Annotated in this window: 19 protein-coding genes; 16 read left to right on the top strand and 3 right to left on the bottom strand. The window is 71.6% G+C overall.

The window, feature by feature from the left end:
* Positions 1 to 98: 98 nt before the first annotated feature.
* Together J7357_RS15630 and J7357_RS15625 are read right to left on the bottom strand one after the other, a co-directional pair.
* On the bottom strand, positions 99 to 1,586 hold the full coding sequence (locus tag J7357_RS15630; protein ID WP_244667562.1) for a glycoside hydrolase family 5 protein: 1,488 nt from the start codon (positions 1,584 to 1,586) through the stop codon (positions 99 to 101).
* Positions 1,587 to 1,854: 268 nt separating this feature from the next.
* Complete coding sequence (locus J7357_RS15625; protein WP_209247969.1) at positions 1,855 to 3,306, bottom strand: glycoside hydrolase family 5 protein; 1,452 nt, start codon at positions 3,304 to 3,306, stop codon at positions 1,855 to 1,857.
* Positions 3,307 to 3,617: 311 nt separating this feature from the next.
* Here J7357_RS15625 and J7357_RS15620 point away from each other — a divergent pair, with 311 nt between their 5' ends.
* Together J7357_RS15620 and J7357_RS15615 are read left to right on the top strand one after the other, a co-directional pair.
* Positions 3,618 to 5,294, top strand: coding sequence for a M28 family metallopeptidase (locus J7357_RS15620; RefSeq protein WP_209247836.1), 1,677 nt, complete (start codon positions 3,618 to 3,620; stop codon positions 5,292 to 5,294).
* Positions 5,291 to 5,815, top strand: a complete 525-nt coding sequence (locus J7357_RS15615) for a hypothetical protein (protein ID WP_343237422.1) — start codon at positions 5,291 to 5,293, stop codon at positions 5,813 to 5,815. The genes J7357_RS15620 and J7357_RS15615 overlap by 4 nt, the downstream gene beginning before the upstream one ends.
* Before the next feature lie 13 nt (positions 5,816 to 5,828).
* Here J7357_RS15615 and J7357_RS15610 read toward each other — a convergent pair whose 3' ends face one another.
* Positions 5,829 to 7,421: an APC family permease gene (locus J7357_RS15610; RefSeq protein WP_209247834.1), complete on the bottom strand. Its 1,593-nt coding sequence runs from the start codon at positions 7,419 to 7,421 to the stop codon at positions 5,829 to 5,831.
* A gap of 255 nt (positions 7,422 to 7,676) precedes the next feature.
* On the opposite strand from J7357_RS15610, the gene J7357_RS15605 reads away from it, so the two are divergent.
* From J7357_RS15605 to J7357_RS15540, 14 genes are all read left to right on the top strand, one after another.
* On the top strand, positions 7,677 to 8,099 hold the full coding sequence (locus J7357_RS15605; protein ID WP_048490616.1) for a hypothetical protein: 423 nt from the start codon (positions 7,677 to 7,679) through the stop codon (positions 8,097 to 8,099).
* Positions 8,100 to 8,109: 10 nt separating this feature from the next.
* A complete protein-coding gene (locus tag J7357_RS15600) occupies positions 8,110 to 8,559 on the top strand; it encodes a type II 3-dehydroquinate dehydratase (protein ID WP_010343672.1) in 450 nt (149 codons plus the stop codon).
* A complete protein-coding gene (locus J7357_RS15595; RefSeq protein ID WP_209247832.1) occupies positions 8,540 to 8,758 on the top strand; it encodes a hypothetical protein in 219 nt (72 codons plus the stop codon). Before J7357_RS15600 ends, J7357_RS15595 begins: the two co-directional genes overlap by 20 nt.
* A gap of 267 nt (positions 8,759 to 9,025) precedes the next feature.
* Positions 9,026 to 9,493: a lasso peptide biosynthesis B2 protein gene (locus J7357_RS15590; protein ID WP_209247830.1), complete on the top strand. Its 468-nt coding sequence runs from the start codon at positions 9,026 to 9,028 to the stop codon at positions 9,491 to 9,493.
* A complete protein-coding gene (locus tag J7357_RS15585) occupies positions 9,490 to 11,241 on the top strand; it encodes an ABC transporter ATP-binding protein (RefSeq protein ID WP_209247828.1) in 1,752 nt (583 codons plus the stop codon). Before J7357_RS15590 ends, J7357_RS15585 begins: the two co-directional genes overlap by 4 nt.
* Positions 11,242 to 11,311: 70 nt before the next feature.
* On the top strand, positions 11,312 to 12,499 hold the full coding sequence (locus J7357_RS15580; protein WP_244667561.1) for a polysaccharide biosynthesis C-terminal domain-containing protein: 1,188 nt from the start codon (positions 11,312 to 11,314) through the stop codon (positions 12,497 to 12,499).
* A 147-nt stretch (positions 12,500 to 12,646) separates the two neighbouring features.
* Entirely contained in the window at positions 12,647 to 13,915 is a 1,269-nt protein-coding gene (locus J7357_RS15575) for a hypothetical protein (RefSeq protein ID WP_244667560.1), read from the top strand.
* Positions 13,912 to 14,868: an NAD(P)-dependent oxidoreductase gene (locus J7357_RS15570; protein ID WP_209247822.1), complete on the top strand. Its 957-nt coding sequence runs from the start codon at positions 13,912 to 13,914 to the stop codon at positions 14,866 to 14,868. The genes J7357_RS15575 and J7357_RS15570 overlap by 4 nt, the downstream gene beginning before the upstream one ends.
* A gap of 199 nt (positions 14,869 to 15,067) precedes the next feature.
* Positions 15,068 to 15,847, top strand: a complete 780-nt coding sequence (locus tag J7357_RS15565; protein ID WP_244667559.1) for a TylF/MycF family methyltransferase — start codon at positions 15,068 to 15,070, stop codon at positions 15,845 to 15,847.
* Positions 15,844 to 17,190 carry a hypothetical protein gene (locus tag J7357_RS15560; protein ID WP_209247820.1) on the top strand — a complete coding sequence of 449 codons (1,347 nt, stop codon included), beginning with the start codon at positions 15,844 to 15,846 and terminating at the stop codon, positions 17,188 to 17,190. Before J7357_RS15565 ends, J7357_RS15560 begins: the two co-directional genes overlap by 4 nt.
* A 58-nt stretch (positions 17,191 to 17,248) precedes the next feature.
* Complete coding sequence (asnB, locus tag J7357_RS15555) at positions 17,249 to 19,090, top strand: asparagine synthase (glutamine-hydrolyzing) (RefSeq protein WP_209247818.1); 1,842 nt, start codon at positions 17,249 to 17,251, stop codon at positions 19,088 to 19,090.
* On the top strand, positions 19,083 to 20,096 hold the full coding sequence (locus J7357_RS15550) for a class I SAM-dependent methyltransferase (protein ID WP_209247816.1): 1,014 nt from the start codon (positions 19,083 to 19,085) through the stop codon (positions 20,094 to 20,096). The genes asnB and J7357_RS15550 overlap by 8 nt, the downstream gene beginning before the upstream one ends.
* On the top strand, positions 20,083 to 21,348 hold the full coding sequence (locus tag J7357_RS15545; protein ID WP_209247814.1) for a hypothetical protein: 1,266 nt from the start codon (positions 20,083 to 20,085) through the stop codon (positions 21,346 to 21,348). Before J7357_RS15550 ends, J7357_RS15545 begins: the two co-directional genes overlap by 14 nt.
* Positions 21,345 to 22,655, top strand: coding sequence for a hypothetical protein (locus J7357_RS15540; protein ID WP_343237421.1), 1,311 nt, complete (start codon positions 21,345 to 21,347; stop codon positions 22,653 to 22,655). The genes J7357_RS15545 and J7357_RS15540 overlap by 4 nt, the downstream gene beginning before the upstream one ends.

The following is a 22,655-nucleotide window of genomic DNA, read 5'->3' as shown; positions in this document are numbered from 1 at the left end:
TGGCACAGCGCGGCGCACCGGGCCGGCGGCCGGCTGCGTGCCCGGCCATCCCCCGAGGGAGTGGCCGGGCGCGTGACGTCAGGCAGGCCGCGGAGCGCTCAGCGTGCGGCGCAGAAGCCGAACTCGGCGGTGGCGCCGGGGGCCAGGGTCTTGTTCCAGTCCACGCCACTGGCGCTGAGCGTGGTGCCCGACTGGGTCCAGCTGGCGTTCCACAGGTTGTTGACCGTGCCGCTGATCGACAGGGTGACGCTCCAGTCGCCGCTGCTGCCGCCGGTGTTGGTCACCTGCACGCGGTTGCAGTAGCCGGCGTTCCAGTCGCTGTCGACCAGCACCTTGGTGCTGAAGCTGCTGCCGGACGGCGGCGGCGTGGGCGTTCCGCCGCCGCCGTTGCCACCACCACCACCACCACCACCACCGCCTCCACCATTGCCACCGCCGTTACCACCGCCACCGCCCGTGCTGCTGCCGTCGCCGTCCCACAGCTTCTTCAGCAGGGTCACCTTGTCGGTGCGCACCGTGCTCCAGTCGTCGTTGAGGATGCCGCCAGTGTCGCCGCTGTTCGGGTTCCACGACCAGTAGAAGCCGCTGTGGATGCCCTTGCCGATCAGGTAGTCGACCAGCGCGTTCTGCCACTGCACGTCCAGCGGGTTGCCCTGCCCGTACTTGCCGCCGAACTCGCCCAGCAGCAGCGCGTGGCCGGCCTGGGCGAACTGGCCGAAGTGCTGCTCCCAGATCGCCGGCATGTTGGCCGGGAAGTTGGAGGCGCTGAAGTACGGCTGCATGTAGACGTCCGGCCCGTACACGTGCGGGGCGAGCAGCAGGCGGTTGGCCGGAATGGCCAGCGCGGTGCAGGCCAGCGGTTCCAGGTTCTCGCCCCAGAAGTGCGCGGTGTCGCTGGAGCAGGTGGACGTGTTGGAAATGCCTTCGACCACGATCAGCCAGTTCGGCGCCGCGTTCAGCACCGCCGCCGCCGCGCGTTCGGCGGCCTTGTTCCAGTCGGTGGCGGCATTGCCGCTGCCCCAGGTGGCGGCGCCGTGCGGCTCGTTCTTCAGGTCCAGGCCGATCACCCCCGGCACCGACGCGTAGCGCTTGGCCACGAAGGTCAGGTCGTCCAGCCATTGCTGCTCGCTGTAGCTGCCGGTGTACCAGAGTTCGGAGATGGCGTTGCAGTCCGGCGTGTGGTGGTCGAGCAGCACGTACATGCCGCGACTGCTGAGTTCGTTGACCACCTTGTCCAGGATCTGCAGCGAGTTCAGGCCCTGCAGGTCCGGGTTGCGGCTGTAGTCGATGCTGCCGGGCGACACCGCCTGCAGCGTCTGCGGGCAGAACGGCAGGCGCACGGCGTTGAAGCCCAGGCCCTGCATCTGCGTGATCATGTCCTTCCAGTTGCGCGCCCACAGGCCGTGCACGGTGTGCTGCGAGGTCTCGAAACCGAACCAGTTGACGCCACGCAGCTGCACGGCGTTGCCGGCGTCGTCCACCACCTTGCCCTGGTTGATGGCGTAGCTCCAGGCCGGGCTGCTGGCGGCCACGAGCGCCGCGGCCAGCAGGCAGCGGGTAATGCGGGAATGCAGGGACCTGTTCATTGCGATGCTCCGATGGCGGCCGGTGCGGAGCGCGCCGGCCAAAGGGGGGCGGATGCTCGGCGGCGATGATCGGCAGTGTCCGCCGCGGCGGCCGTGACTGCGGTTGCAGAAGAGGCGCTTGTCCACCGATTGCGCATGGCCGGCCGATGCGCAGGCGCCTGGCCGCGCTCGGGCGGTGATGGGGACCGCAGAAACGCCAACGGCAGCGTCGTGGGACGCTGCCGTTGGCGTGTTGCCCCGCGGGGTGCGCGGGGCGATGGCGCGGCCTTCAGCGGGCGGCGCAGAACCCGAACTCGGCGGTGGCGCCGGGGGCCAGGGTCTTGTTCCAGTCCACGCCGCTGGCGCTGAGCGTGGTGCCCGACTGCGTCCAGGTGGCGTTCCACAGGTTGTTGACGGTGCCGCTGATGGACAGGGTGACCGCCCAGGTGCCGGTGGCGCTGCCGCTGTTGGTCACCTGCACGCGTTCGCAGTAGCCGGCGTTCCAGTCGCTGTCGACGATGATCTTGGTGCTGAAGCTGGCGCTGCCCGGGGCCGGGGTCGGCGTAGGGGTCGGCGTCGGCTCCGGGGTGGGCGTGGGCGTCGGGGTCGGGGTCGGCGTGGTGCCGCTGGTGTCGCCCCACAGCCGCTTGAGCCCGGTCATCTTCTCGGTGCGCACGGTGGTCCAGTCGTCGTCGAGCACGCCGCCGGTGTCGCGGCTGTTCGGGTTCCAGGCCCAGTAGAAACCGCTGCGGATGTTCTTCTTGATCAGGTAGTCGATCAGCGCCTTCTGCAGGATCGGGTCCTGCGCCTGGTTGCGGCCCTCGTTGCCGCCGAACTCGCCGATCATCATGGTGTAGCCGAGCTGGGTCAGCTGGCCGAACTGGCGCTCCCAGATCGCCGGCATGTTGGCCGGGAAGCTGCTGTCGCCGAAGTAGGGCTGCCAGTTCACGTCCGGGCCGTACACGTGCGGCGACAGCAGCAGGCGGTTGGCCGGCACGTTGAGCTTGGTGCAGGTCAGCGGTTCCAGGTTGCCGCCCCACCAGTAGCCGTAGCTGCTGGAGCAGGTCGGGTTGTCGGTGATGCCCTCGACCACGATCAGCCACTTCGGCGCCACCTTCAGCACCGCCGCCGAGGCGCGCTCGACCGCCTTGTTCCAGTCGGTCTTGAGGTTGCCGGTGCCCCAGGTGTTGCGCCCGTTCGGCTCGTTCTTCAGGTCGATGCCGATCACGCCCGGCACCGACGCGTAGCGCTTGGCCACGAAGCTCAGGTCGCTGATCCACTGCTGCTCGCTGTAGGAGTCGGTGTACCAGAGTTCGGAGATGCCCTGGCAATCGGGCGAGTGGTGGTCCAGCAGCACGTACATGCCGCGGCTGCTCAACTCGTTGACCAGCTTGTCCAGCACCTGCAGCGAGTTCAGGCCCTGCAGGTCCGGGTTGCGGCCGTAGTCGATGCTGGTCGGGGCGACGCCGCGCAGGGTCTGCGGGCAGAACGGCAGGCGCACGGCGTTGAAGCCCAGGCCCTGCATCTGCGTGATCATGTCCTTCCAGTTGCGCGCCCACAGGCCGTGCACGGTGTGCGCGCTGCCTTCGAAGCCGAACCAGTTGACGCCGCGCAGCTGCACCGCGTTGCCGCGGTCGTCCACCACCGTGCCTTTGCTGACCGCGTAACTCCAGGCCGAACCGCTGGCGGCCAGCAGCGCGGCGGCCAGCGCGCAACGGGTGATGCGGGTGAAGGGGGACATCGCCATCTCTGCAGGTCTCCGGAAGCGGGCCGGCCCCGCAGTGGGAGCGGCCCAGGGTGAGGGTGGGGGCAACGGACGCCATGCGCGGCTCGGGTGGAAGCCGCCACGGGCGCGCGGATCGGCCTGGGCCACCGGATCGGCGGGCCCCGGGATGCGCGAGCGCGGCATTAGAGCATGTTCAGGTTCATATTTGAGCGGTTTATCACAATAAATTTTTGCGACAGCGCACGCATGGCGGTCATCCGGCCCACCCCGGCCCGGGGCGGGCGCCGCTACACTCGATGCTCTTTGTGTCTGCCGAGGGGAACCCCGTGAAACAACCGATCGTGAGCCTGCTGGCCCTGGCGCTGTCCGGCGCCTGCCTGGCGGCGCCGCCGTCCGCACCGACCTTCGATACCCAGCGCCTGTCCAACGACGTCAAGACGTTGGCCTCCGATGCCTACGAGGGCCGCGCCCCGGGTTCGGCGGGCGAGGAGAAGACCGTGGCCTACCTGAGCGCGCAGTTCCAGGCGGCCGGCCTGCAGCCCGGCGGCGACCTGCGCGACGGCAAGCGCCTGTGGACCCAGGCGGTGCCGCTGCGCCGCGCCGACATCGTCGGCACGCCGCGCCTGGCGATTGCCAGCGGCGACCAGCGCCAGGCCCTGACCCAGGGCCAGCAGATCGCCGTGCGCGCCGCGCTCGACGGCAGCAGCCAGGTGAGCCTGGACGGCGCGCCGCTGGTGTTCGTCGGCTATGGCGTCAAGGCGCCCGAGCGCGGCTGGGACGACTTCAAGGGCGTGGACCTGAAGGGCAAGATCGCGGTGGTGCTGATCAACGACCCCGATTTCGAGACCGGCAAGGGCGCGTTCGACGGCAAGGGCATGACCTACTACGGCCGCTGGACCTACAAGTTCGAGGAGGGCGCGCGGCAGGGCGCGGCCGGCGTGCTGATCGTGCACGAGACCGCACCGGCCTCCTACGGCTGGGCCACCGTGGCCAACTCCAACACCAACAGCATGTTCGACGTGGTCCGCGACGATCCCAAGGCGGTGCACCCGGAACTGGAGGGCTGGATCCAGCGCGACCTGGCGGTGGACCTGTTCAAGCGCGCGGGGCTGGATTTCGATGCGCTGAAGCAGCAGGCGCAGTCGCGCGACTTCAAGCCGGTGGAGCTGAAGGGCGAGCGCCTGTACGCCGACTACGCGGTGAAGTCGGAGGTGATCACCTCGCACAACGTGGTCGCGCGCCTGCCCGGCAAGACCCGGCCGGACGAGACCCTCATCTACACCGCGCACTGGGATCACCTGGGCGTGGGCGCGCCCGACGCCAAGGGCGACCGCATCTTCAACGGCGCGCTGGACAACGCCAGCGGCGTCGCCGCGCTGCTGGAACTGGCCCGCGCCTTCGCCAAGGGCCCGGCGCCGCAGCGCTCGGTGGTGTTCATGTCGGTCACCGCCGAGGAGAAGGGCCTGCTCGGCTCGGAGTACTACGCCTCCAAGCCGCTGTACCCGCTGGCGCGCACGGTGGCGGTGATCAACATGGACGGCATGAGCCCGTTCGGACCCTCGCGCGATTTCGGCATCTACGGCACCGCCAAGCTGGAACTGCTCGACGACCTCAAGCGCGTGGCCAAGGGCTGGGACCTGCGCTACACGCCCGATCCCAAGCCGGAAGCCGGCTACTTCTTCCGCTCCGACCACTTCTCCTTCGCCAAGCGCGGCGTGCCGGCGCTGTCCTTCGCGGCTGGCCAGGACTGGGTGGACGGCGGCGTCGCCGCCGGCAAGGCCGCCTCGGACGACTACACCGCCAAGCGCTACCACCAGCCCGGCGACGAATGGCAGCCGAGCTGGACCTTCGCCGGCGCCGCGCGCGACATGCAGGTGCTGTACACCCTGGGCGAGGAACTGGCCAATTCGCCGCAGTGGCCGAACTGGAGTCGCGACTCCGAGTTCCGCGCCGCCCGCGACGCCAGCGCTGCGCAGCGCCAGGCGGCGCCCGCCAAGCAGTGAGCCACGACCCGTTGCCGCCTGCGTCGCAGGCGGCCCCGGACGCACGCGCGGACGAGGTCGACCCGCTCGACGCGGAGCCGGGCAACGACCCGCTGCCGCGCTGGCTGGTCGGCGTCGGCGTGGTCATGACCTTCCTGTTCGTCGGCCCGCCGCTCGGGACCGTGGTGGTCGGGCTGCCGGTGGCGATCGCGATGACCTGGGGAGAGGGCAGCGGCGCCCCGCTGCTGCTGCTCCTGCTGATGGCGACGTTTTCCTATGTCTTCGGCGCCTTGCCGGCGCTGCTGACCGGCCTGTTCGCCGCACGCGCCTGGCCGCGCCTGCGCGGCTGGCGCGCGCATCTGCGCATCGGTCTGATCGGGGCCGGCACTTCCGCGGTCTGCATCGCCGCTGCGCTTGCCTTGTTCGACAGACGCGACGACCCGTCCCACCAGGGCGTCATCGCGGTGGGCCTGTGCGCCCTGGCCGGTTTCGTCGGCGCCGCGCTGCTGTCGCGCGCGCTGCAATTCCTGCGCGGCGGCTGAGCGCCGCCGCGGCTCAGCCGGCGCTGGCCTGCTGCAGCGACGGGGTGCGCCAGCCGGCACGCACGCCCCAGAAGTAGAAGCCCAGCGCGACCACGCCGACCACCACCAGGTCCGGCCCGTAGGACAGGTAACCGTGGCCGCCGAAGGTGGTGCTGCCGGCCCACGACAGCAGGGCGATGGTCGGCAGGTAGGCGATCAGCCAGCTGGCGCCGCGCAGGTGCCGGCGGAAATCCTTCCAGCCGTCGCGCTGCTGGTAGTAGGCGTACACCGGCAGGGCCACCAGCATCAGCAGGATGATCTCGCCGGTCAGCGGCCAGCGTGCCCAGTACAGCAGTTCGGTGGCCAGCACGAAGGCCGCCGCGGCCAGCACCGGCAGGCCGGCGATGCGCAGCGGGCGGTGCATCTCCGGCGCGTGCTTGCGCAGCGCCATGGCGCTGATCGGGCCGGTCAGGTAGGAAATGATGGTGGCCACCGAGATCACCGCCGCCAGCGTGCCCCAGCCGCGGAAGAAGAACAGGAACAGGTAGGACACCAGCAGGTTGAAGAACATCGCCGGGCGCGGCACGCCCCAGGTCGGATGCACCCGGCCCAGCACCTTGGGCATGGTGCCGTTGCGCTCCATGCCGTAGATCATCCGCGCGGTGGTGGCGGTGTAGGTGATGCCGGTGCCGCTGGGGCTGATGAAGGCGTCCACGTACAGCAGCATCGCCAGCCAGTGCAGATTGACGATGATCGCTAGCTGCGCGAACGGCGAGCGGAAGTCGATGCCGTGCCAGCCGGCCTTGGCCAGCAGGTCCGGCGGCACCGCGCCCAGGTAGGCGACCTGCAGCAGCACGTAGACCACCGTGGCCAGCGCGATCGAGCCGAGCACCGCGAACGGGATGCTGCGCCCGGGATTGCGCGCCTCGCCGGCCAGGTTCACCGGGCTCTGGAAACCGTTGAAGCTGAACACGATGCCGGCGGTGGCCACCGCGGTGAGCACCGCGGCGAAGTCGATGGTGTGGCTGCCGCCGTGCAGGCCGACGCTGAAGTTCTCGCTGTGGAAACCGCTGGCGATCAGCGCCACGCCGGTGAGCGCCGGCACCACCAGCTTGAACACGGTGATCAGGCTGTTGGAGCGCGCGAACAGCTTGACGCTCCAGAAGTTGAGCAGGAAATACACCAGCACCAGCACCGCGGCGATGCACAGGCCGGGCACCGACAGCTCGCCGGCGCCGCCGGGCTGCTGCACGTACAGATCCTGCGCCCACTGCCACGGCCAGGAGGCCATGTACTGCACCGAGGCCTCGGCCTCCACCGGGATCACCGACACGATCGCGATCCAGTTGGCCCAGCCGGCAATGAAGCCGACCAGCGAGCCGTGCGAGTAGTGGCTGTAGCGGACCATGCCGCCGGACTCGGGGAACATCGCGCCCAGTTCGGCATAGGCCAGGGCGATGGTGGTGACGATCGCCGCGCCCAGCACCCAGGCCCAGATCGCACCGGGACCGGCCAGCCCGGCGGCGCGCCAGGCGCCGAACAGCCAACCGGAGCCGATGATCGAGCCGAGGCCGGTCAGCATCAGGGCGAACGGGCCGACATCGCGGCGCAGAGCGGAGTGGGTCATGGCGGGTCCGGGCGGCGGTGGCTGCGGGAAGCCGGGGATGATCGCATAAAGCCGGGAATGGGGATTGGGGAATGGGGAATCGGAAAAGCGGCGTGTCGTTGGCTGAACGTTCCCGGCTTGCGCTCAACGATTCTCCATTCTCCATTCCCGATTCCCGCCTTACGCAAGCTTTACGCCCCACGCCCTCCATCGGCATGGAACGCTTACGCCGCTCAGGCACAGACTGCGCTCCGTCTTCCCCGATGGGTGTGTTCCATGTCGATTCTGCTGATCCAGGGCCCGCATCGCGATGCGTCGGCCATTGCCGCGGCGCAGTGTCTGGCCGCCTCCCATGCCGCGCAGGTGGTGCCGGTGGCCTGCGCCGATGCCGCACAGATCGTGGCGCGGCTGCGGCAAGGTGCGTGCGACGATACGGAACTGGTGCTGCTGGATTCCGGTGAGTTGCCGGCGTCGGAGCTGGCCGACCATGGCGCGCAGCTGTGCGCGGCGCTGGAGGCGCTGGGCCACCCGTACATCGAGATGCACGACGCCAGCGCGCAGGCACTGGAACCGCTGCTGCACCCGCGGCACGCGCCGTTGCTGACGGTGATCGCCAACGGCGCGCTCGCCGACAGCTATGCGATCGCCCTGGGCGTGGCGCAGCGCCGGCTCGGCACGCGCGCGGCGCTGGCCAACTGAGGGCGCCGCCATGTCGATCCTGTTGCTCCGTGGTCCGGACTGTGTAGCGGGCCATCGCGGCCGCCCGGCGCGCATCGCCGCGCCGGTGATGCGGCAACTGCTCGCCCACGCCGGCCGCGCCGGCAAGACCCTGGCCGTGCGCGGCTGCGCCAGCGAGCGCGAACTGCTGCAGGCGCTGGCCCAGGCCGACCAGGCCGGGGTGGAGATGCTGCTGCTGGATCCGGGCGCGTGTTCGGACAGCGCGGTCACCGCCGACGCGGTGGCGCATCTGCGCCGGCCCTACGTGGAAGTGCACGACGATGCCAGCGATCGCCGCGAAGCCTGCCTGTGCGCGGCCTCGGGGCAACGCCTGGGCCAGGTCGGCGGCTACTGCGCGCAGGGCTACGCGCTGGCGCTGTCGATCGCGCTCGAACACCTGGGCTGCAACGGCTACGAAGGCGATGTCCACGTCGGTACCTGAGCGCGCGCGCCACTACCTCGCCGACTACGAGGCCTACAGCTTCGGCCAGCGCGTGGCCTGGGGCACCCTGGCGCACACCTGGGCCGAGCCGGCGCCGCTGGACCCGGAGCGGCTGCTGTGCCGCCTGCGCGCGCAGGCGGCGCAACGCCACGGCGTGGACAGCAGCGAGATCCGCATCCGCAGCGTGAGCCGGCTGTAGCGGACGACCCCGCGCGCCGCGGCGCGCGGCGTGCGCGGCGCGGGAAACATTTGCTAGGCTGGCGCATCCGCGCTTGCGCCATGGCCGCTCGGCAATGCGCCGCGGCGTCGAGTGCGCCGGTTCCCGCGGTCGTCCCCCTGCGCAGGTGTCGCCCATGTCCGTTGTGTCGCCGCTTCCGCGTTCGCGCATGCCGCCAGCGCAACGCGCCCGTGCGGCGGCGGCTTCCGTGCAGCGCGCCGCTGCGCTCGTGCGGCGTCGGGAGTGTTCATGCCTGGCGGCCTGAGCGGCTTCCTGGGCCTGCCCCGATTCGAACGCTGCCTGCTGCTGCCGGCCTGGGTGCTGCTGGGCGTGGCGCGTGCGGCCGTGCTGGCGCTGGGATTCCGTCGCCTGGCGCCATGGCTGGGACGCGCCGTGGCGGAACCGCCGCCCGCACCGCTGCTGGATGCGCGCGCGCACCGCCGTGCCATCCAGATCGGGCGGACCTTGCGCCTGGCGGCGCGGCATACGCCCTGGCACTCCAACTGTCTGGCGCAGGCACTGAGCGCGCGTTGCCTGCTCGGTCTGTTCCGGGTGCCGCACGTGCTGTGCTTCGGCGTGGCGCGGGCAGCGGACACGGCCTCCCTGCAGGCGCACGCCTGGGTCCTGGCCGGGGCCGTGCGGGTCACCGGCGGTGGGGGCGTGGAGCGCTTCGCCCGGGTCGGTTGCTTCGTGGCGCCGGCGGAGACGCGGCCATGACGACATGGCGGGCCTTGTTCCGGTTGCTGGGATGGGCGCCGCGCGGCCGCCTGTTCGGCGTGTGTGTGCTGATGCTGCTGGCCGGCGCCAGCGAAGGCATCGGCGTCTTGTTGCTGGTGCCCCTGCTCGGCGCGCTGCAGGGCGGGGCAGCCGGCGGCGGCGGTGCGATCGCGCACGCCATCGGCCAGGCCGTGGGCGCGCTCGGTCTGCCGCCCGGTGCGCCGCTGCCGCTGCTGGCGCTGTTCTGCGCGCTGGTGCTGCTGCGCAATGCGATCCAGTACGCCCGCGAGCGCGCCGCCTCGCACTTGCAGCAGGACGTGGCCGAGCGCCTGCGCGAAGCCAGCTTCGCCGCCTTGCTGGAGGCGCAATGGCGATGGCTGGTGGCCCAGCGCAGCAGCGACCATGCCAGCCTGATGTTGACCGAAGTGGAGCGGGTGGGGGTCGGGCTCGGCCATGCATTGCTCATGCTCGCGTCCCTGGCCACCGCCGCCGTCTATCTGCTGGCGGCCTTCGTACTGGCCGGGACGCTGGCGCTGGCGACGGTCGTCGCGGGCGCGCTGCTGCTGGTGCTGCTGCTCGGCCGCCGCCGCCGCGTGCTGCGGCTGGGGGCGACACTGACGCAGGCCAGGCAGCGCCTGCATGCCGGCATGCACGACAGCCTGGCCGGGCTGCGCCTGGCCAAGATCCTGGGTGCCGAGGCGCGTTACCGCGCGGTGGTGAACCGCGATGCGACGGCCGTGCGCGACCTGCAGGTGCGTTTCGCTTCGGGCCTGGCGCTGTCCAAGGCCCTGCTGCACAGCGCCGCCGCGGTTTTGCTGGCCGCTTACGTGCTGCTGGGCCTGCAGGTCTGGCACATGCCCCTGGCCGAATTGCTGATCCTGGTGGTGATGTTCGCGCGCTTGCTGCCATTGCTGACCGTGGCGCAGCAACAGCAGCAGTATTGGCTGCATACCGCGCCTGCGTTCCTGGAAGTGGAGCGGCAACTGGCGCAGGCACGGGCGTGGTCCGAGCCGGCGCTGCCGCCGCGTGCCGTCGACTGGCAGGTCCAGACCCAGATCGCCCTGCGCGATGTCCAGGTGCGCCATGCCGGGCGCGAGGTGCCGGCCCTGCAGCAGCTCTCGCTGGTCCTGCCGGCGCGCACCACCACCGCCATCGTCGGCGCCTCCGGCGCGGGCAAGAGCACGCTGGCCGACGTGCTGTGCGGCTTGCTCGGCCCGGATCAGGGCGTACTGGAAATCGACGGCATCGCCCTGGATGCGCACGCGCGGCGCAGCTGGCGGCACGCGGTGGCCTACGTGTCGCAGGAGACCTTCCTGTTCAACGACAGCATCCGCAACAACCTGTTGCTGGCCGCGCCGCACGCCGATGCGGCGACGCTGCGCCTGGCCCTGGAGCAGGCCTCGGCGCAGTTCGTGCATGCGTTGCCGCAGGGCTGGGACACCGTGATCGGCGACCGCGGCATGCGTCTGTCCGGGGGCGAGCGGCAGCGCCTGGCGCTGGCGCGTGCGCTGCTGCAGCGGCCGGCGTTGCTGATCCTGGACGAAGCCACCAGCGCGCTGGATCACGACAACGAAACGCGCATCCGCGCCGCGATCGAGCGCCTGCATGGCGATCTGACCGTGGTGGTGATCGGCCACCGGCTGGCCTTGTTGGAACGCGCGGACCAGGTGGTGGTGCTCGAGCAGGGCCGGGTGCGTGCGCAGGGACGCTGGCACGAGGTGGCCGGGGCGTGGACCGGCGCGGCATGAGCGGCGATCCTGCCGGCCTGTGCGGATGAACGCGCCCGCCCGATCCGCCTGGCGCGCGGGCGCCAGTGCGTTGTCCGCGCAATGGGGGGCGATCCTGTGCGTGGCGGCGGTCTCGCTGGGGCTGTCGGTGTGGCTGGCGCGCAGCATGCAGCCGGACGGATTCGGCCGTTATGCCTACTTGCTCAACCTGGCGACCTTGCTGGCGTTGGCCCAGGATGCGGGCATGCGCACCCTGGTGCTGCGCGAGCGCGTGGCGCCCAGTGCGGGGCTGGCCGCGGAGGCGGCAGGATTGCCTGGCCTGGCACGCGGGCACCTGCTGCTGGCGACGCTGCTGCTGCTGGGCGTTGCGCTGCTGCTGCCACGCGGCGTCGGCGGTCCGGCGCTGGCTTGGGCGGTGCTGTGCTTCGCTGCGGTGACGCTGTCGCAACTGGTCTCGGCGCAGTTGAAGGGCGCCGGCCACTGGCGCCGCGAGGCGCGCTGGCAGGTCGGTGCACGCGCGCTGAGTGGGGTGTCGATCGTGCTCGCCGTGCTGCTGCTGGGCGCCCGCCCCGAGGTGGTGTTCGCGGCCTGGGCCGTGGGGCTGCTATCGGCGTATGCGCTGCTGCAGCGGGACCTGCACGACCGGCCGCGCTGGCGGCCGCAGGCCGCGGTGTATCGCGCAGCGGCCGGCTTCCTGTGGATCGACCTGGCGACCTGCCTGTACCGGCGCAGCGACATCGTCATCCTGCATCGCGCGGTGTCGCCGGCCGAGGTCGGCCAGTATGCCGCGGCCTATCGTCTGTTCGATGGCGTGCTGTTGCTGGCGGCGCCGGTGGCGCTGCTGTTGTTCCGGCGCTTGCGCCTGAGCCGTGTCGATCCCGCTGCGGCGCGGCGCCTGCAGAGCCGGGCGCTGGCCGCCGCCGCGCTGGCCGGCAGCGTGCTGGCGATCGCCGGCGCCGTGCTCGGCAGCTGGGTGGTCGGGCTCCTGTATGGGCAGGCGTACCGGCCGACGGCCGGGCCGCTGGTGGGCTGGCTGTTCGCCGCGTTCGTGTTCGTGCTGCCGAACTACGTGCTGACGCAAACGGCGATCGCGCTCGAGCGCCAGCGCTGCTACATGGTCGGCGCCGGCCTGGCGGCGGCGACCAATCTGGCGCTCAACCTGTTGCTGGCGCCGCACTATGGCGCGCGGGGCGCGGCGCTGGCGACGATCGCCACCGAGGCGGTGCTGGCGGCGACGTTGTGGCTGGGGCTGCGCCGCGCCACCGCTCCGCCGGCGTGAGCCGCGCGTCGCATTGCCGCCATTGCGACCCGTATGGCACAGTGCCGGCTCATCCAGCCGCCGATCGCATGAGGGGACATGCGATGCCGCGTGCGGCGCTGTGCCGGGCTGGTGACTCCCTTGTACCCGAACACGGCGATGGATCCGATGCCTGGCAGAGACGATGTGCGTGACCGTGGCGACGATGCGTCGCTGGGCGACCTGGTGTTGGAACTGTTGCGTTTCTATCGACAGTTCGGCCGCCTGCTGATTCCGGTGGCCGTGCTGCTGGCGCTGGCTGCCGGCGTGCTGGTCGCGCTGCGCCCGCTCTACAGCGTCAGCGCGTTGCTGGACACGCCGCAGATGACCCTGGAACAGTGGCGGCGCCTGCAGCCGATGCTCTCGGACCGGCAACTGGTCGCCGATTCGGTGGCGGTCGCTGCCTTGCCGGCGGAACTGCGCGACCGCGTGCAGCGGCAATTCCAGCAGCCGCGCTACTGGGAGGCGCAGGTGCAGTACCGCAGTGCGATCGAGCGCGACGATATCCGCCAGCAGGTCAATATCGATCCGAAGACGGTCGGTGCGTTGGGCCTGGAGGTGACGTTGCGCGCACGCGACGATGCGTCCGCCACGCAGCAGTTGCAGGCGATCGCCCTGCACGTGCGCCAGGCGATGCTGTGGGGCGGCCTGCGCGATGCCTTGGACGGCATGCGCCAGCAGACGCTGGAGAAGCGGCCGGAACTGCAGATCGCGCAGATCCAGCAGCAGTTCGCCATCCAGCAGAGCACCCAGCAGGCGGCGGACATGCAGGCGTTGCTGGAGCGCTATCCGGAACTGCGGCGCAGCGAGGTCAACACGGTCGTCTCGGTCGGCGACGGCGGCGGCAAGTATCTGTCGCCGCTGGCGCAGATCGTGGCGCTGCAGGCCACCATCACCGAGACCCGGGCCAATCTGCGCCAGGGCCAGCGCGAACTCGAACAGCTCGATTGGAAGCGGCGTTTCCTCGCGTGCGCCGATCGGCGCGCCGCCACCCTGCATTCGGGCAAGGCGCTCGCATCCTGGTTGCAGGCGTGCCGGACGGCGGTCTTCGCCGATGGCGCGGAGACGGAGTCGGCGCGCCTGCAGGTGGCGCGCGAGATCGAACTGACCCTGGCGCAGCACCTCGGCCGGTCGCAACAGGTGCGTTACCGGGCGTTGCCGGCGCTGTCGACGGTGCCGGTGCCGGCGCGGCGACCGCTGTTGGTTGCGGTCGCGGTGTTCGCCGGTGCGCTGCTGGCGATGTCGCTGGGACTCGGCATCTACGTCGCGGCCCGGCGCCTGCACGATCCGTCCGCGTGGTCGCCGCAGCGCGATCCGCTGTTCGCCTGGTTGCCGGCCGCGATGCGGCGCCGGCTGCTGCCCGACGACGCATCGCCGCGTGCGTCGGAGCGATCGTGAGACGGGTGCTGGTGACCGGCGCCGCCGGCATGATCGGTCGCCGCCTGGCCACGGCGCTGTTGCAGCGCGGCGATGCGGTCGCCGGCCTGGACGATCTGTCCAGCGGCATGGCCATGCCGGATGGCCTGCACGTCGCGGCCGTCGCCGACATCCGCGACACCGCCGCGGTGACCGCCTGCCTGCGCACGTTCCGTGCCGACGCGGTGGTGCATCTGGCGGCGGTCCACCATATCCCGACCTGCGAACTGCAGCGCATGCACTGCCTGCAGGTCAACGTGGTCGGCACCGAGAGCGTGCTGCAGGCCGCCGACGCCGCCGACGTGCAGCACGTGCTGATCGCCTCCAGCGGAGCGGTGTACGCCTGGGGCGAGGAGGCGTTGGACGAAGCCGGCAGTCCCACCGAGGCGCGCGACAACTACGCGCTGTCCAAGCTCTGCAACGAAAGCCAGTTGCGCCTGTGGTGCGCGCGCGGCCACGGGCGCCGCGGCCGCGTGGCGCGGCTGTTCAACTGCATCGCCCACGACGATCCGAACGCGCATCTGATTCCCGAGGTGCTGGCGCAACTGGCGGCCGATCCGGCGCCGGCGCCGCTGGTGCGGCTGGGCAACCTGCAGCCGCGCCGCGATTATCTGCATGCCGACGATGCCGCCGCGGGGCTGCTGGCGCTGCTCGACGATGCGCGGCCGCAGCCGGCCTACGATGTCTTCAATCTGTGCTCGGGCGTGGAACACGCGGTCGGCGACCTGGTGGCGGAAATCGGCGCGTTGCTCGGCCGCGCACCGCAGGTGCAGGTGGATCCGCAGCGGCAGCGTCCGCACGACCGGGCGCATCAGCTCGGCAACCCGGCCAAGGCTGCCGCGATCCTGGGCTGGCGCACGCGCTGGACCCTGCGCGAGGCGTTGCGGCGTACGCTCGCGCCGGAGCAGGCCGCGGACGCGCGCGTCGGCGGATGAGCGGTCGCGACCGGATCGATCCATCCGCAGCCGATCCGCTGCTGCAGTCGGTACCGGACATCGTTCACGGCGGCGTTCCCGCCACCGCGCGGAGTGCGTCGCCCACTTTCGGCGCGGACCAGGCGCGATCCGTCGTCGGCGTGGCCAGGCGCATCCTCGTGCACCATTGCGCTGGTCGGGATCGAGCCTGGATACTCGGATGCGTGCGCTTCCGGCCCGACGCAAGGTGTCCGACTTGTCTGTAACGATCATCGAACGCCTCAAGCTCGCCTATCGCGGCCTCCGCGTCGGCGCGAATCTGCATCGCAACGATGCCCTGGGCGCGCTGTATCGCGCCTGGGCCTACGTGCATGCCACCCAGCTTGCTGGCGACTACTACGAGTTCGGCGTGTACCGCGGCAACAGCCTGGCACATGCATGGCTGTGCTATCGGCACCAGCGGCGGCGCATCGAGCGCAGCGCCGGCTTGCCCTTCCAGCATCAGGGCACGGTGTTGGGCTTTCTGGGTCAGCGGCCGCGGTTCTACGGCTTCGACACCTTTGCCGGCATGCCGCGCAATGCCGAAGGCGAGGACAGCCTGGCCACCGGCAGTTTCCATGCCGCGCAGTCCGAGGCGCAGGCGCGCTGCGCCGCGGTGGGGCTGCGCGCGCCGGACCTGCAGCTGGTGCCTGGCCTGTTCGCCGACAACGCACATGCCGTCGGCCACACCCAGGCAGCGATCGTGAACCTGGATTGCGACCTGTACGCCTCGGCGTGCGACGCCCTGGCGCTGATTGCGCCGCGCTTGGTCCAGGGCAGTGTGCTGCTGTGCGACGACTACGATCTGTTCCAGGCCGATCGCCAGCGCGGCGAACGGCGCGCCCTGCAGGAATGCGCTGACCGGTGCGGCATCGAGTTCGAGCCGTGGTTCGCCTACGGCGCGGCCTCGCGGGCCTTTCTGTGTCATGTGCCGGCGCCCGGATCCCTCGCCCGCCCATGAGCGCGGCCGCGCGCATGCACGCGGGATTCGTCTCCGGCGCGTTGCTGTACGCGCTCGGGCAGGGATGCGCGTTGCTGTTCCAATGGCTGCTGTTGCGCCAGTTCGGCCTGCAGGGCTACGGCGACGTTGGGCTGGCGCATCTGGGACTGACGACGGTGCTGTTTCTGGCGGACCTGGGCTACGCCTCGCTGTTCCTGCGCGAGGACCCGGTGGCGCCGGCGTGGGAGACGCGCTGGCGGCAGGCGCTGCGCCACCGGCTGCTGACCACCCTGGTGCTGGACCTGGCCTGGGTCGCCGCGGCCGGATGGTCCTGGCAGTGGCATGGCGCCGGCTTCGGGTACGTGCTGGCGGTGCTGCCGGCGACCGTGTTCGGCCTGGTCGGCTATTCGGCGCCGTTGCTGGCGCAGGGGAGGCGGCTGGCGGGGTTCGCCGTGCAGCAGGTGGCGATGCCGGTGGCGATCGTGGCCTGGCTGCTGCTGCGGCCCTTGCCGGGCTGCGGCGGAGCCGCCGGTGCCGGCATCGCCGTGAGCATCGGCTATCTGGCGCAGGCGCTGGTCAACCAGGCGGTGTTCGCCGCGCCGCTGCGCCTGCTGTGGCCGCAGCGCGGCCAGGGCCGCCACCTGCTGGGGACGTCGGTGCAGCTGTCGCTGCTGGGGATCGTCGGCATCCTGCACGACCGCCTGACGCCGCTGCTGTTGGCGGCGGTGGCGCCGGGCTTCCTGCCGGTGTATCTGTTCCTGGGTTATCTGCTCAACGGTGCCAGCGGCGTGTTCAATCAGTTCAATCGTCTGCTGTTGGCCGAGGCCGCCAGCGCGGCCGGTCAGCGCTGGGCGCAGTCGCTGATTTCGCTGGTGCTGGGCGGCGCGGCGCTGGCGGCGCTGCTGCTGCCGCTTGCGGTGGCGGCCTGGGGCAGTGCCGAACAGCGGGCCTGGTGGCCATGGACGACGCCGGTGTTGGCCGGTGGCGCGACCGTGCTGCTCAGCGGTGTGCTGGCGGCGCTGTTGATCGGGCGCCATCGCGAGCGTGCGCTGTTGCGCCTGCTGCTGATCGGGTTGCTGTGCAGCGCGGTGCTGCAGCTGGCCGCTGCGGCATGGGCGGCGCCGCAGTGGCTGCTATGGGGGCGGCTGCTGTGCCTGTTGGGCATCGCCGCGGTGAGCCTGCATCTGTGCGGCCTGCGCCTCAACGGCGGGGGCGTTGCGGCGCTGCTCTCGGCATTGCTGGCGGCCTCGCTCTGGGGTGGCCGGATCGGCTGGACGCTGGCGGCGGTACTGCTGCTGCCGGTGCTGTGGACGGCGTGGCGCCAGCGCAGCCTGTTCGCGCCCGTGCCGGAGCGCGCGGCGTGACGCGGTCGTCGAGGTGCGCTGTCGTGTCGCGCCGCGGCGTAGGGGCAAGGAGGCGCGCATGTGCGGCATAGTCGCGTTGCGCGATTTCGGCGACGGCGCAGCGCTGCAGACGCAGGCCGAACGCGCGCTGGACGCGTTGGCCCGGCGCGGGCCGGATGCGCAGGGACTGCTCTGTACGCAGCAACCGGTGCCGACCGCGCTGGGCCACCGCCGCCTGGCCATCCTCGACCTGAGCGAGGCGGCGACGCAGCCGATGCGCTGCGCCGAGACCGGCAACGCGGTGGTGTTCAACGGCGAGATCTACAACTTCCTGGAATTGCGCCGCGAGCTGGAGGCGCTCGGCCACCGCTTCCGCACCGACAGCGATACCGAGGTGCTGCTGCACGGCTGGCGCGCCTGGGGCGAAGACCTGTTCGCGCGCTGCAACGGCATGTGGGCGATCGTGCTGCTGGAGCAGGCGAGCGGCGACCTGATCTATTGCCGCGATCGACTCGGGGTGAAGCCGCTGTATCTGCATCACGACGGCCGCCAACTGCTGCTGGCCAGCGAGATCCGCGCCATCGCCGCGGCGCTGGGCGGTTATCCGCCGCCCAATCCCGCTGCGATCTTCGATTTCCTGGTCGCCGGCCTGTCCGATCATCGCGGCGAGACGTTCTATGCCGGCATCCGCGCGGTGCCGCCCGGATGGGTGTACCGCGTCGCGGCGGACGGCCACAGCCGCCGCCACCGCTACCATCGCTGGCCGCTGCCGGGCGAGGCGGCACCGCTCGATGCCGAGGCGACGCAGGCGCTGCTGGAGGACGCCACGCGGCTGCGCCTGCGCTCGGACGTGCCGACGGTGACGCTGCTGTCGGGCGGGCTGGACAGCGCGATCCTGACCCGGCTCAGCCTCAGCGCCGCCGATGCGCCGCGCACCTGCTTCGCCGGCGCCTACACCTATGGCTACCGCGATGCCGAGCAGGCGCGCTTCGACGAGGTCGCGGCCGCGTCGGGGCTGATGGCCGAGTGGGGCGAGGCGGCGCGCCACCGCGTGCATCGGGCGCATGCGCTCCCGTCGCAAGACGAGTTGCTGGAGCTGGTGCGCGCGCAGGAGGAGCCGTTCTGCACGCCGTCGATCCTGGCCAGCTTCCGCATGTACCGGGCGATCCGCGACGCCGGCTACACCGTGGTGCTCAACGGCGAGGGCGCCGACGAACTGTTCGGCGGCTATGTCCGCCTGTATCTCGCCTTGCGCGCGCGCAGCGCGCTGCACGGCCTGCGCCTGCCGACCCTGGCGCGCCTGCTCGGCAGCGGTGCGGTGGATCCGCGCTTGCTGCTCAACCGCCTGACCTGGGATCTGCCGGCGGGTCCGCTCGGGGCGCTGTTGCGCCGCTACCGGCCGAGCGTGGCCAGCATGTCCGCGGCGCTGTGGCACGACCAGGCGCCGCGCTTTCAGGCGTTGCAGGCCGATCGCCGCGGCGACGTGCAGGCGCGCCTGCGCGCCGACGTGCTGGCGACCAACCTGCCGATGATCCTGCGCATGACCGATCGCAACAGCATGCACTCGGGTGTGGAGGTGCGCGCGCCGTTCCTGGATTACCGCGTGGTGGAACGCGCGCTGGCCACCCCCGCGGATCGGCGCATGGGCGATTACCATGGCAAGGCGCTGCTGCGCCAGGCGTTTTCCGGCACCTTGCCGCAACGCCTGGTCGGCCAGCGCAAGAGCACCGGGTTCGGCCATGCCGAGCAGTTCCTGGTCGACCGCATGCCGCTGCAGCCGATCCTGGCGGCCTTGCCGCCGGAACTGGGCGAATTCCTGGACCTGGCCGCATTGCGCCGCCACTGGCAGCGCGGCGAGGCGCACAGCACGCTGTGGTTCGCCGTGTCGGTCGCGCTGTGGTATCGGAGCATCTATGGCTGAGGTCGGACGTGCGCCGATGGAACTGGCCGCCGACGACGGCGCCTGCCGCTGCTGCGGCGCCACCACGCGGCAACGCGGGGTGTGGCCGGAGGTCTATGCCGACACCGGCCAGGAATTGCGCCGCTGCGGCCATTGCGCCGCGGCCTATCTGGCGCCGGACTTCACCGAGGAGACGCTGGCGCGGTTCTACGCGCACGATTACCGCCGGCTGTTCCCGGCCGAATCGCCGTGGCGCAGCGAGGCGCGCTTCTTCGCCTGGCGCGGCGATCGTCCGATCGCGCAGCGCCGGCTGCAGTGGATCGCGCCGCAGCTGGCGACCGGTGCGCGGTTGCTGGAAATGGGCTCGGGCTTCGGCGCCTTTCTCGGTGTCGCCGCCGCAGCGCGCCCGGATCTGCACCTGTCTGCGATCGAACCGGACCTGGAGCACCGTGCACGGCTGCTCGGCGACGCGCGCGTGGCATTCGTGGCGGATCTGCAGGCAGTGGCCGATGCCAGCGTCGACGCGGTGGTGGCGTTTCACGTGCTGGAGCATCTGCCCGATCCGCGGGGGTTCCTGCAGACGCTGGTGCGGGTGCTGGTGCCGGGAGGAACCGCCTGGATCGAGGTGCCGGACGTGATGAGCGATTGGCGCTCGCGCAACTATGTGCAACCGGCGCACCTGAGTTACTTCTCCGCCGCCTTGCTGCAGCGGCTGGCGCTGAGCGCCGGGCTGGAGGTGGTGCAGTGCGGGGCGCATCCGGCCGGCGGCGCGCTGGCCGACAATCTGTGGATGCAGTTGCGGCGGCCGCCGCACCCATGCGCCATGCCGTTGGCGGCCGCCGACGCGGAGGAGGTGCGCCGGCTCGATGCGCGGCTGGACAGCGTCGGCTGGGGCCTGCGCGACCGCCTGCGGCGCGCGCTCAAGCGCGCGATCGTGCGCGTGTTCGGCCCCGGCTTGCCCGGCGAAGTGCAACGCTGGCGCGGACGCCGCCACGTCCGGGAGGCGATGCGCGATGCGCTTCGCTGAGTTCCAGCAGGCGCTGCAGGCGCACTACGGCGAAGAGGCCGCGGCGGCGCGTCACGAACTGTATTTCCTCGCCCGGCGCGGGCGCGGCGCGGTGGTGCGCGGGTTCGTGGCGGCAGTGCGCGATGCCTGGCTGTGCTGGCGCCTGCCGCGCGCGTCGGCACCGCTGGCCGCCTGGGTGGCGCTGGCGACGCTGCCCGGCGCCAACGGCTGGGGCGCGCTGGCGCCGTGCGTGGCCGATCTGGCGCAACGCGGCATCGCCTGCAGCGTGTTGATCCATCCGCGCCTGCGCGGCCGCGTCGCCGGGCACCTGCCGGCGCGCCCGGCGGCGGCGGCCTGGCGCCACGCCGCCGGCGCCTGGCGACTGCGGCAGGCATCGGCAGGCGCGGCGCCGCTGTCGCCCTGGCTGGTGCGCTGCGGCGTGTTCCGGCAACGCCTGTGGCGCGGCGCCTGGGCGCGCACCCTGGCCGCGCGTGGCCAGGCGACGCTGCTGCTGCACAACGACTTCGACCTGTACGCGGTGGCCGCGCAACAGGCCGCGGGCGCCGGCTGGCGCAGCGTCTGCGTGCAGCACGGCCTGCCCACCGACGAGTTCTTTCCGGTGCGCGCGCAGCGGCACCTGGTGTGGGGACCGAGCAGCGCGCAGGCGTTCGTGCGCCATGGCGTGGCGTCGCAGGCGCTTGGCTATGGCCCGGCGCTGCTGCAGCCCGAGGCTTCTGTAGAGCGCGCAGCGGATGCTCCGTCGCCAGCGGCGCTGTTCCTGGTCTCGCAGACGCATACGCCGATCTATGGGCGCCCGCTCGCGGCGGACTTCCTGGCGCTGGCGCAGGCACTGGCGCAGGACGACGGCCCCGCGCTGCAGATCCTGCTGCACCCGGAAGAGGTGCGCGGCGGCCATCCTTATGCTGCGCCGGCGCTGGCGGCACGGTGCCGGCCTCCGCCGCATGCACTGCTGGAGGCCGCCGCGGCGCCGGCAATCGTGATCGGTTTCTGCTCCACCGCGCTGCTGCAGGCCGCCTGCTGTGGCCATTACGTCGTCGGCCTGGCCTGGGCAGCGACGCAATCGCTGGATGCGCTCGCGGTCGGGCGTCCGCCCACGCAGGTGGACGATGCGGCGGCGCTGTGTGCGTTGATCGAGCGGCTGTGCACGGATGCGTCGGCACGCCGGCAGTTGCTGGCGGAGCAGACGCAGTGGCTGCGCCAGACCTTCGCCAGCGATCCGAACTGGCCGCAGCGCCTGGGAGCGAGCGCGTGAGGCGGCTTGGTGTGGTGCTGCTGATCCTGTGGATCCATCTCGGCGATCTGCTGGTGGCCTGGCTGTACGGCGGCGGCGCGGTGCCGCAGGCGGCCTGGCTGCGACCGCTGCGCGATGCGACGGTCCTGGGGCTGGCCGGGCTGTGCCTGCTGAGCGTGCGCATGCCGCGGCCGATGCTGGTGTCGGTGCTGGTGTTCGGCGCGCTGGCGGCTGCGTACGCGCCGCTCGGCTATGCGCATGGGCTGCCGGCCGGCATCGTCGTGGGATCGTTCGGCGTGGTGATGGTTCCGATCCTGTTCCTGTTGGCCGGTTACGGCGCCATGCCGCAGCCGCGGGACCTGCGCACCGCCACGCGCACGCTGGTGTGGTTGGGCGTGGCCAGTGCCCTGTTCGGCGCCTGGGATCTGACCCATACCGACTTCTGGGTGAGGCAGGTGCGCTTGCCGGACTACCTGCAACAGGTCAAGGGCGTCCTGCCGCAGGACACCGACCCGACCACCGGCCTGCCGTGGAACTTCTTCGGTGGCGAAGACTACGCGCGCCGCGCCGGCGGACTGCTTGCCGCGCCGTTGGGGCAGGGCCAGTTCCTGGTGACCGCCGCGCTGGCGGCGCTGGCGCTGTGGCAACGGCGCTGGCCGTGGCGGGCATTGCTGGCCTGTACCGGGTTGTTCGCGGGGATCTGGATGTCCGGCACCCGCGGCGCGATGCTGGCCGGCATCGTCGCCGTGCTCGGCTATGTGCTGACCGGGCGCGGCCTGGTGCGCTCGGCGCCGGCGCGCATCGCGCTGGCCGGCGCGTTCGGGCTGGCCGTGGCGGTGGCCTCCTACGGCATCGTGATGATGTCGGTGAACTTTCGCGACGGCTCCACCATCGGCCACTGGTGGGCATTGCAGCGCAATCTGTCCGACCTGCATGAGGTCGCGCTGTTCGGCGGCGGCTTGGGACGCCAGGGCGCCATCGCCGCGCGCCAGTCGCTGACCGACCTCGGTGGCGGCGAAGGCGCCATCTTCAGCATCGCCTACCAGATGGGCGTGCCGGCGGCGCTGCTGTTCCTGGGGTTCATCGGCTGGTGCCTGCGGATCCTGTGGCGTGCCTATCGCCAGGACGACGACCGCCTGGCGTTGGCCACGTTCTGGTTGCTGTGCGGCATGGCGACCACCCTGGTGTCCTCGGACAACGCCTTGACCGTGTCCGGCGCGGGCGGCTTCTGGTTGTTGCTCGGCGGCGTGCTGCGGCACTGCCGGATGCGGGCGCGTGCGGTCCAGGTGCGCAGCGCCGATCTGCCGCGCGCTGCGGCGGAGGCCTGA

Origin of the sequence: Xanthomonas sp. D-109, from assembly GCF_017746095.1 — a bacterium.
GTDB classification, from domain to species: Bacteria; Pseudomonadota; Gammaproteobacteria; order Xanthomonadales; family Xanthomonadaceae; genus Xanthomonas_A; species Xanthomonas_A sacchari.
Note: the sequence above shows the minus strand (reverse complement) of the source record. Positions and strands in the feature narration are given on the sequence as shown.

Excerpts from the sequence above, each read along its gene's own strand:
- J7357_RS15630 (WP_244667562.1), bottom strand. The coding sequence starts at position 1,586 with ATGAACAGGTCCCTGCATTCCCGCATTACCCGCTGCCTGCTGGCCGCG.
- J7357_RS15625 (WP_209247969.1), bottom strand. The coding sequence starts at position 3,306 with ATGTCCCCCTTCACCCGCATCACCCGTTGCGCGCTGGCCGCCGCGCTG.
- J7357_RS15610 (WP_209247834.1), bottom strand. The coding sequence starts at position 7,421 with ATGACCCACTCCGCTCTGCGCCGCGATGTCGGCCCGTTCGCCCTGATG.
- J7357_RS15605 (WP_048490616.1), top strand. The coding sequence starts at position 7,677 with ATGTCGATTCTGCTGATCCAGGGCCCGCATCGCGATGCGTCGGCCATT.
- J7357_RS15600 (WP_010343672.1), top strand. The coding sequence starts at position 8,110 with ATGTCGATCCTGTTGCTCCGTGGTCCGGACTGTGTAGCGGGCCATCGC.
- J7357_RS15595 (WP_209247832.1), top strand. The coding sequence starts at position 8,540 with ATGTCCACGTCGGTACCTGAGCGCGCGCGCCACTACCTCGCCGACTAC.
- J7357_RS15590 (WP_209247830.1), top strand. The coding sequence starts at position 9,026 with ATGCCTGGCGGCCTGAGCGGCTTCCTGGGCCTGCCCCGATTCGAACGC.
- J7357_RS15585 (WP_209247828.1), top strand. The coding sequence starts at position 9,490 with ATGACGACATGGCGGGCCTTGTTCCGGTTGCTGGGATGGGCGCCGCGC.
- J7357_RS15575 (WP_244667560.1), top strand. The coding sequence starts at position 12,647 with ATGCCTGGCAGAGACGATGTGCGTGACCGTGGCGACGATGCGTCGCTG.
- J7357_RS15565 (WP_244667559.1), top strand. The coding sequence starts at position 15,068 with ATGCGTGCGCTTCCGGCCCGACGCAAGGTGTCCGACTTGTCTGTAACG.
- J7357_RS15560 (WP_209247820.1), top strand. The coding sequence starts at position 15,844 with ATGAGCGCGGCCGCGCGCATGCACGCGGGATTCGTCTCCGGCGCGTTG.
- asnB (WP_209247818.1), top strand. The coding sequence starts at position 17,249 with ATGTGCGGCATAGTCGCGTTGCGCGATTTCGGCGACGGCGCAGCGCTG.
- J7357_RS15550 (WP_209247816.1), top strand. The coding sequence starts at position 19,083 with ATGGCTGAGGTCGGACGTGCGCCGATGGAACTGGCCGCCGACGACGGC.
- J7357_RS15545 (WP_209247814.1), top strand. The coding sequence starts at position 20,083 with ATGCGCTTCGCTGAGTTCCAGCAGGCGCTGCAGGCGCACTACGGCGAA.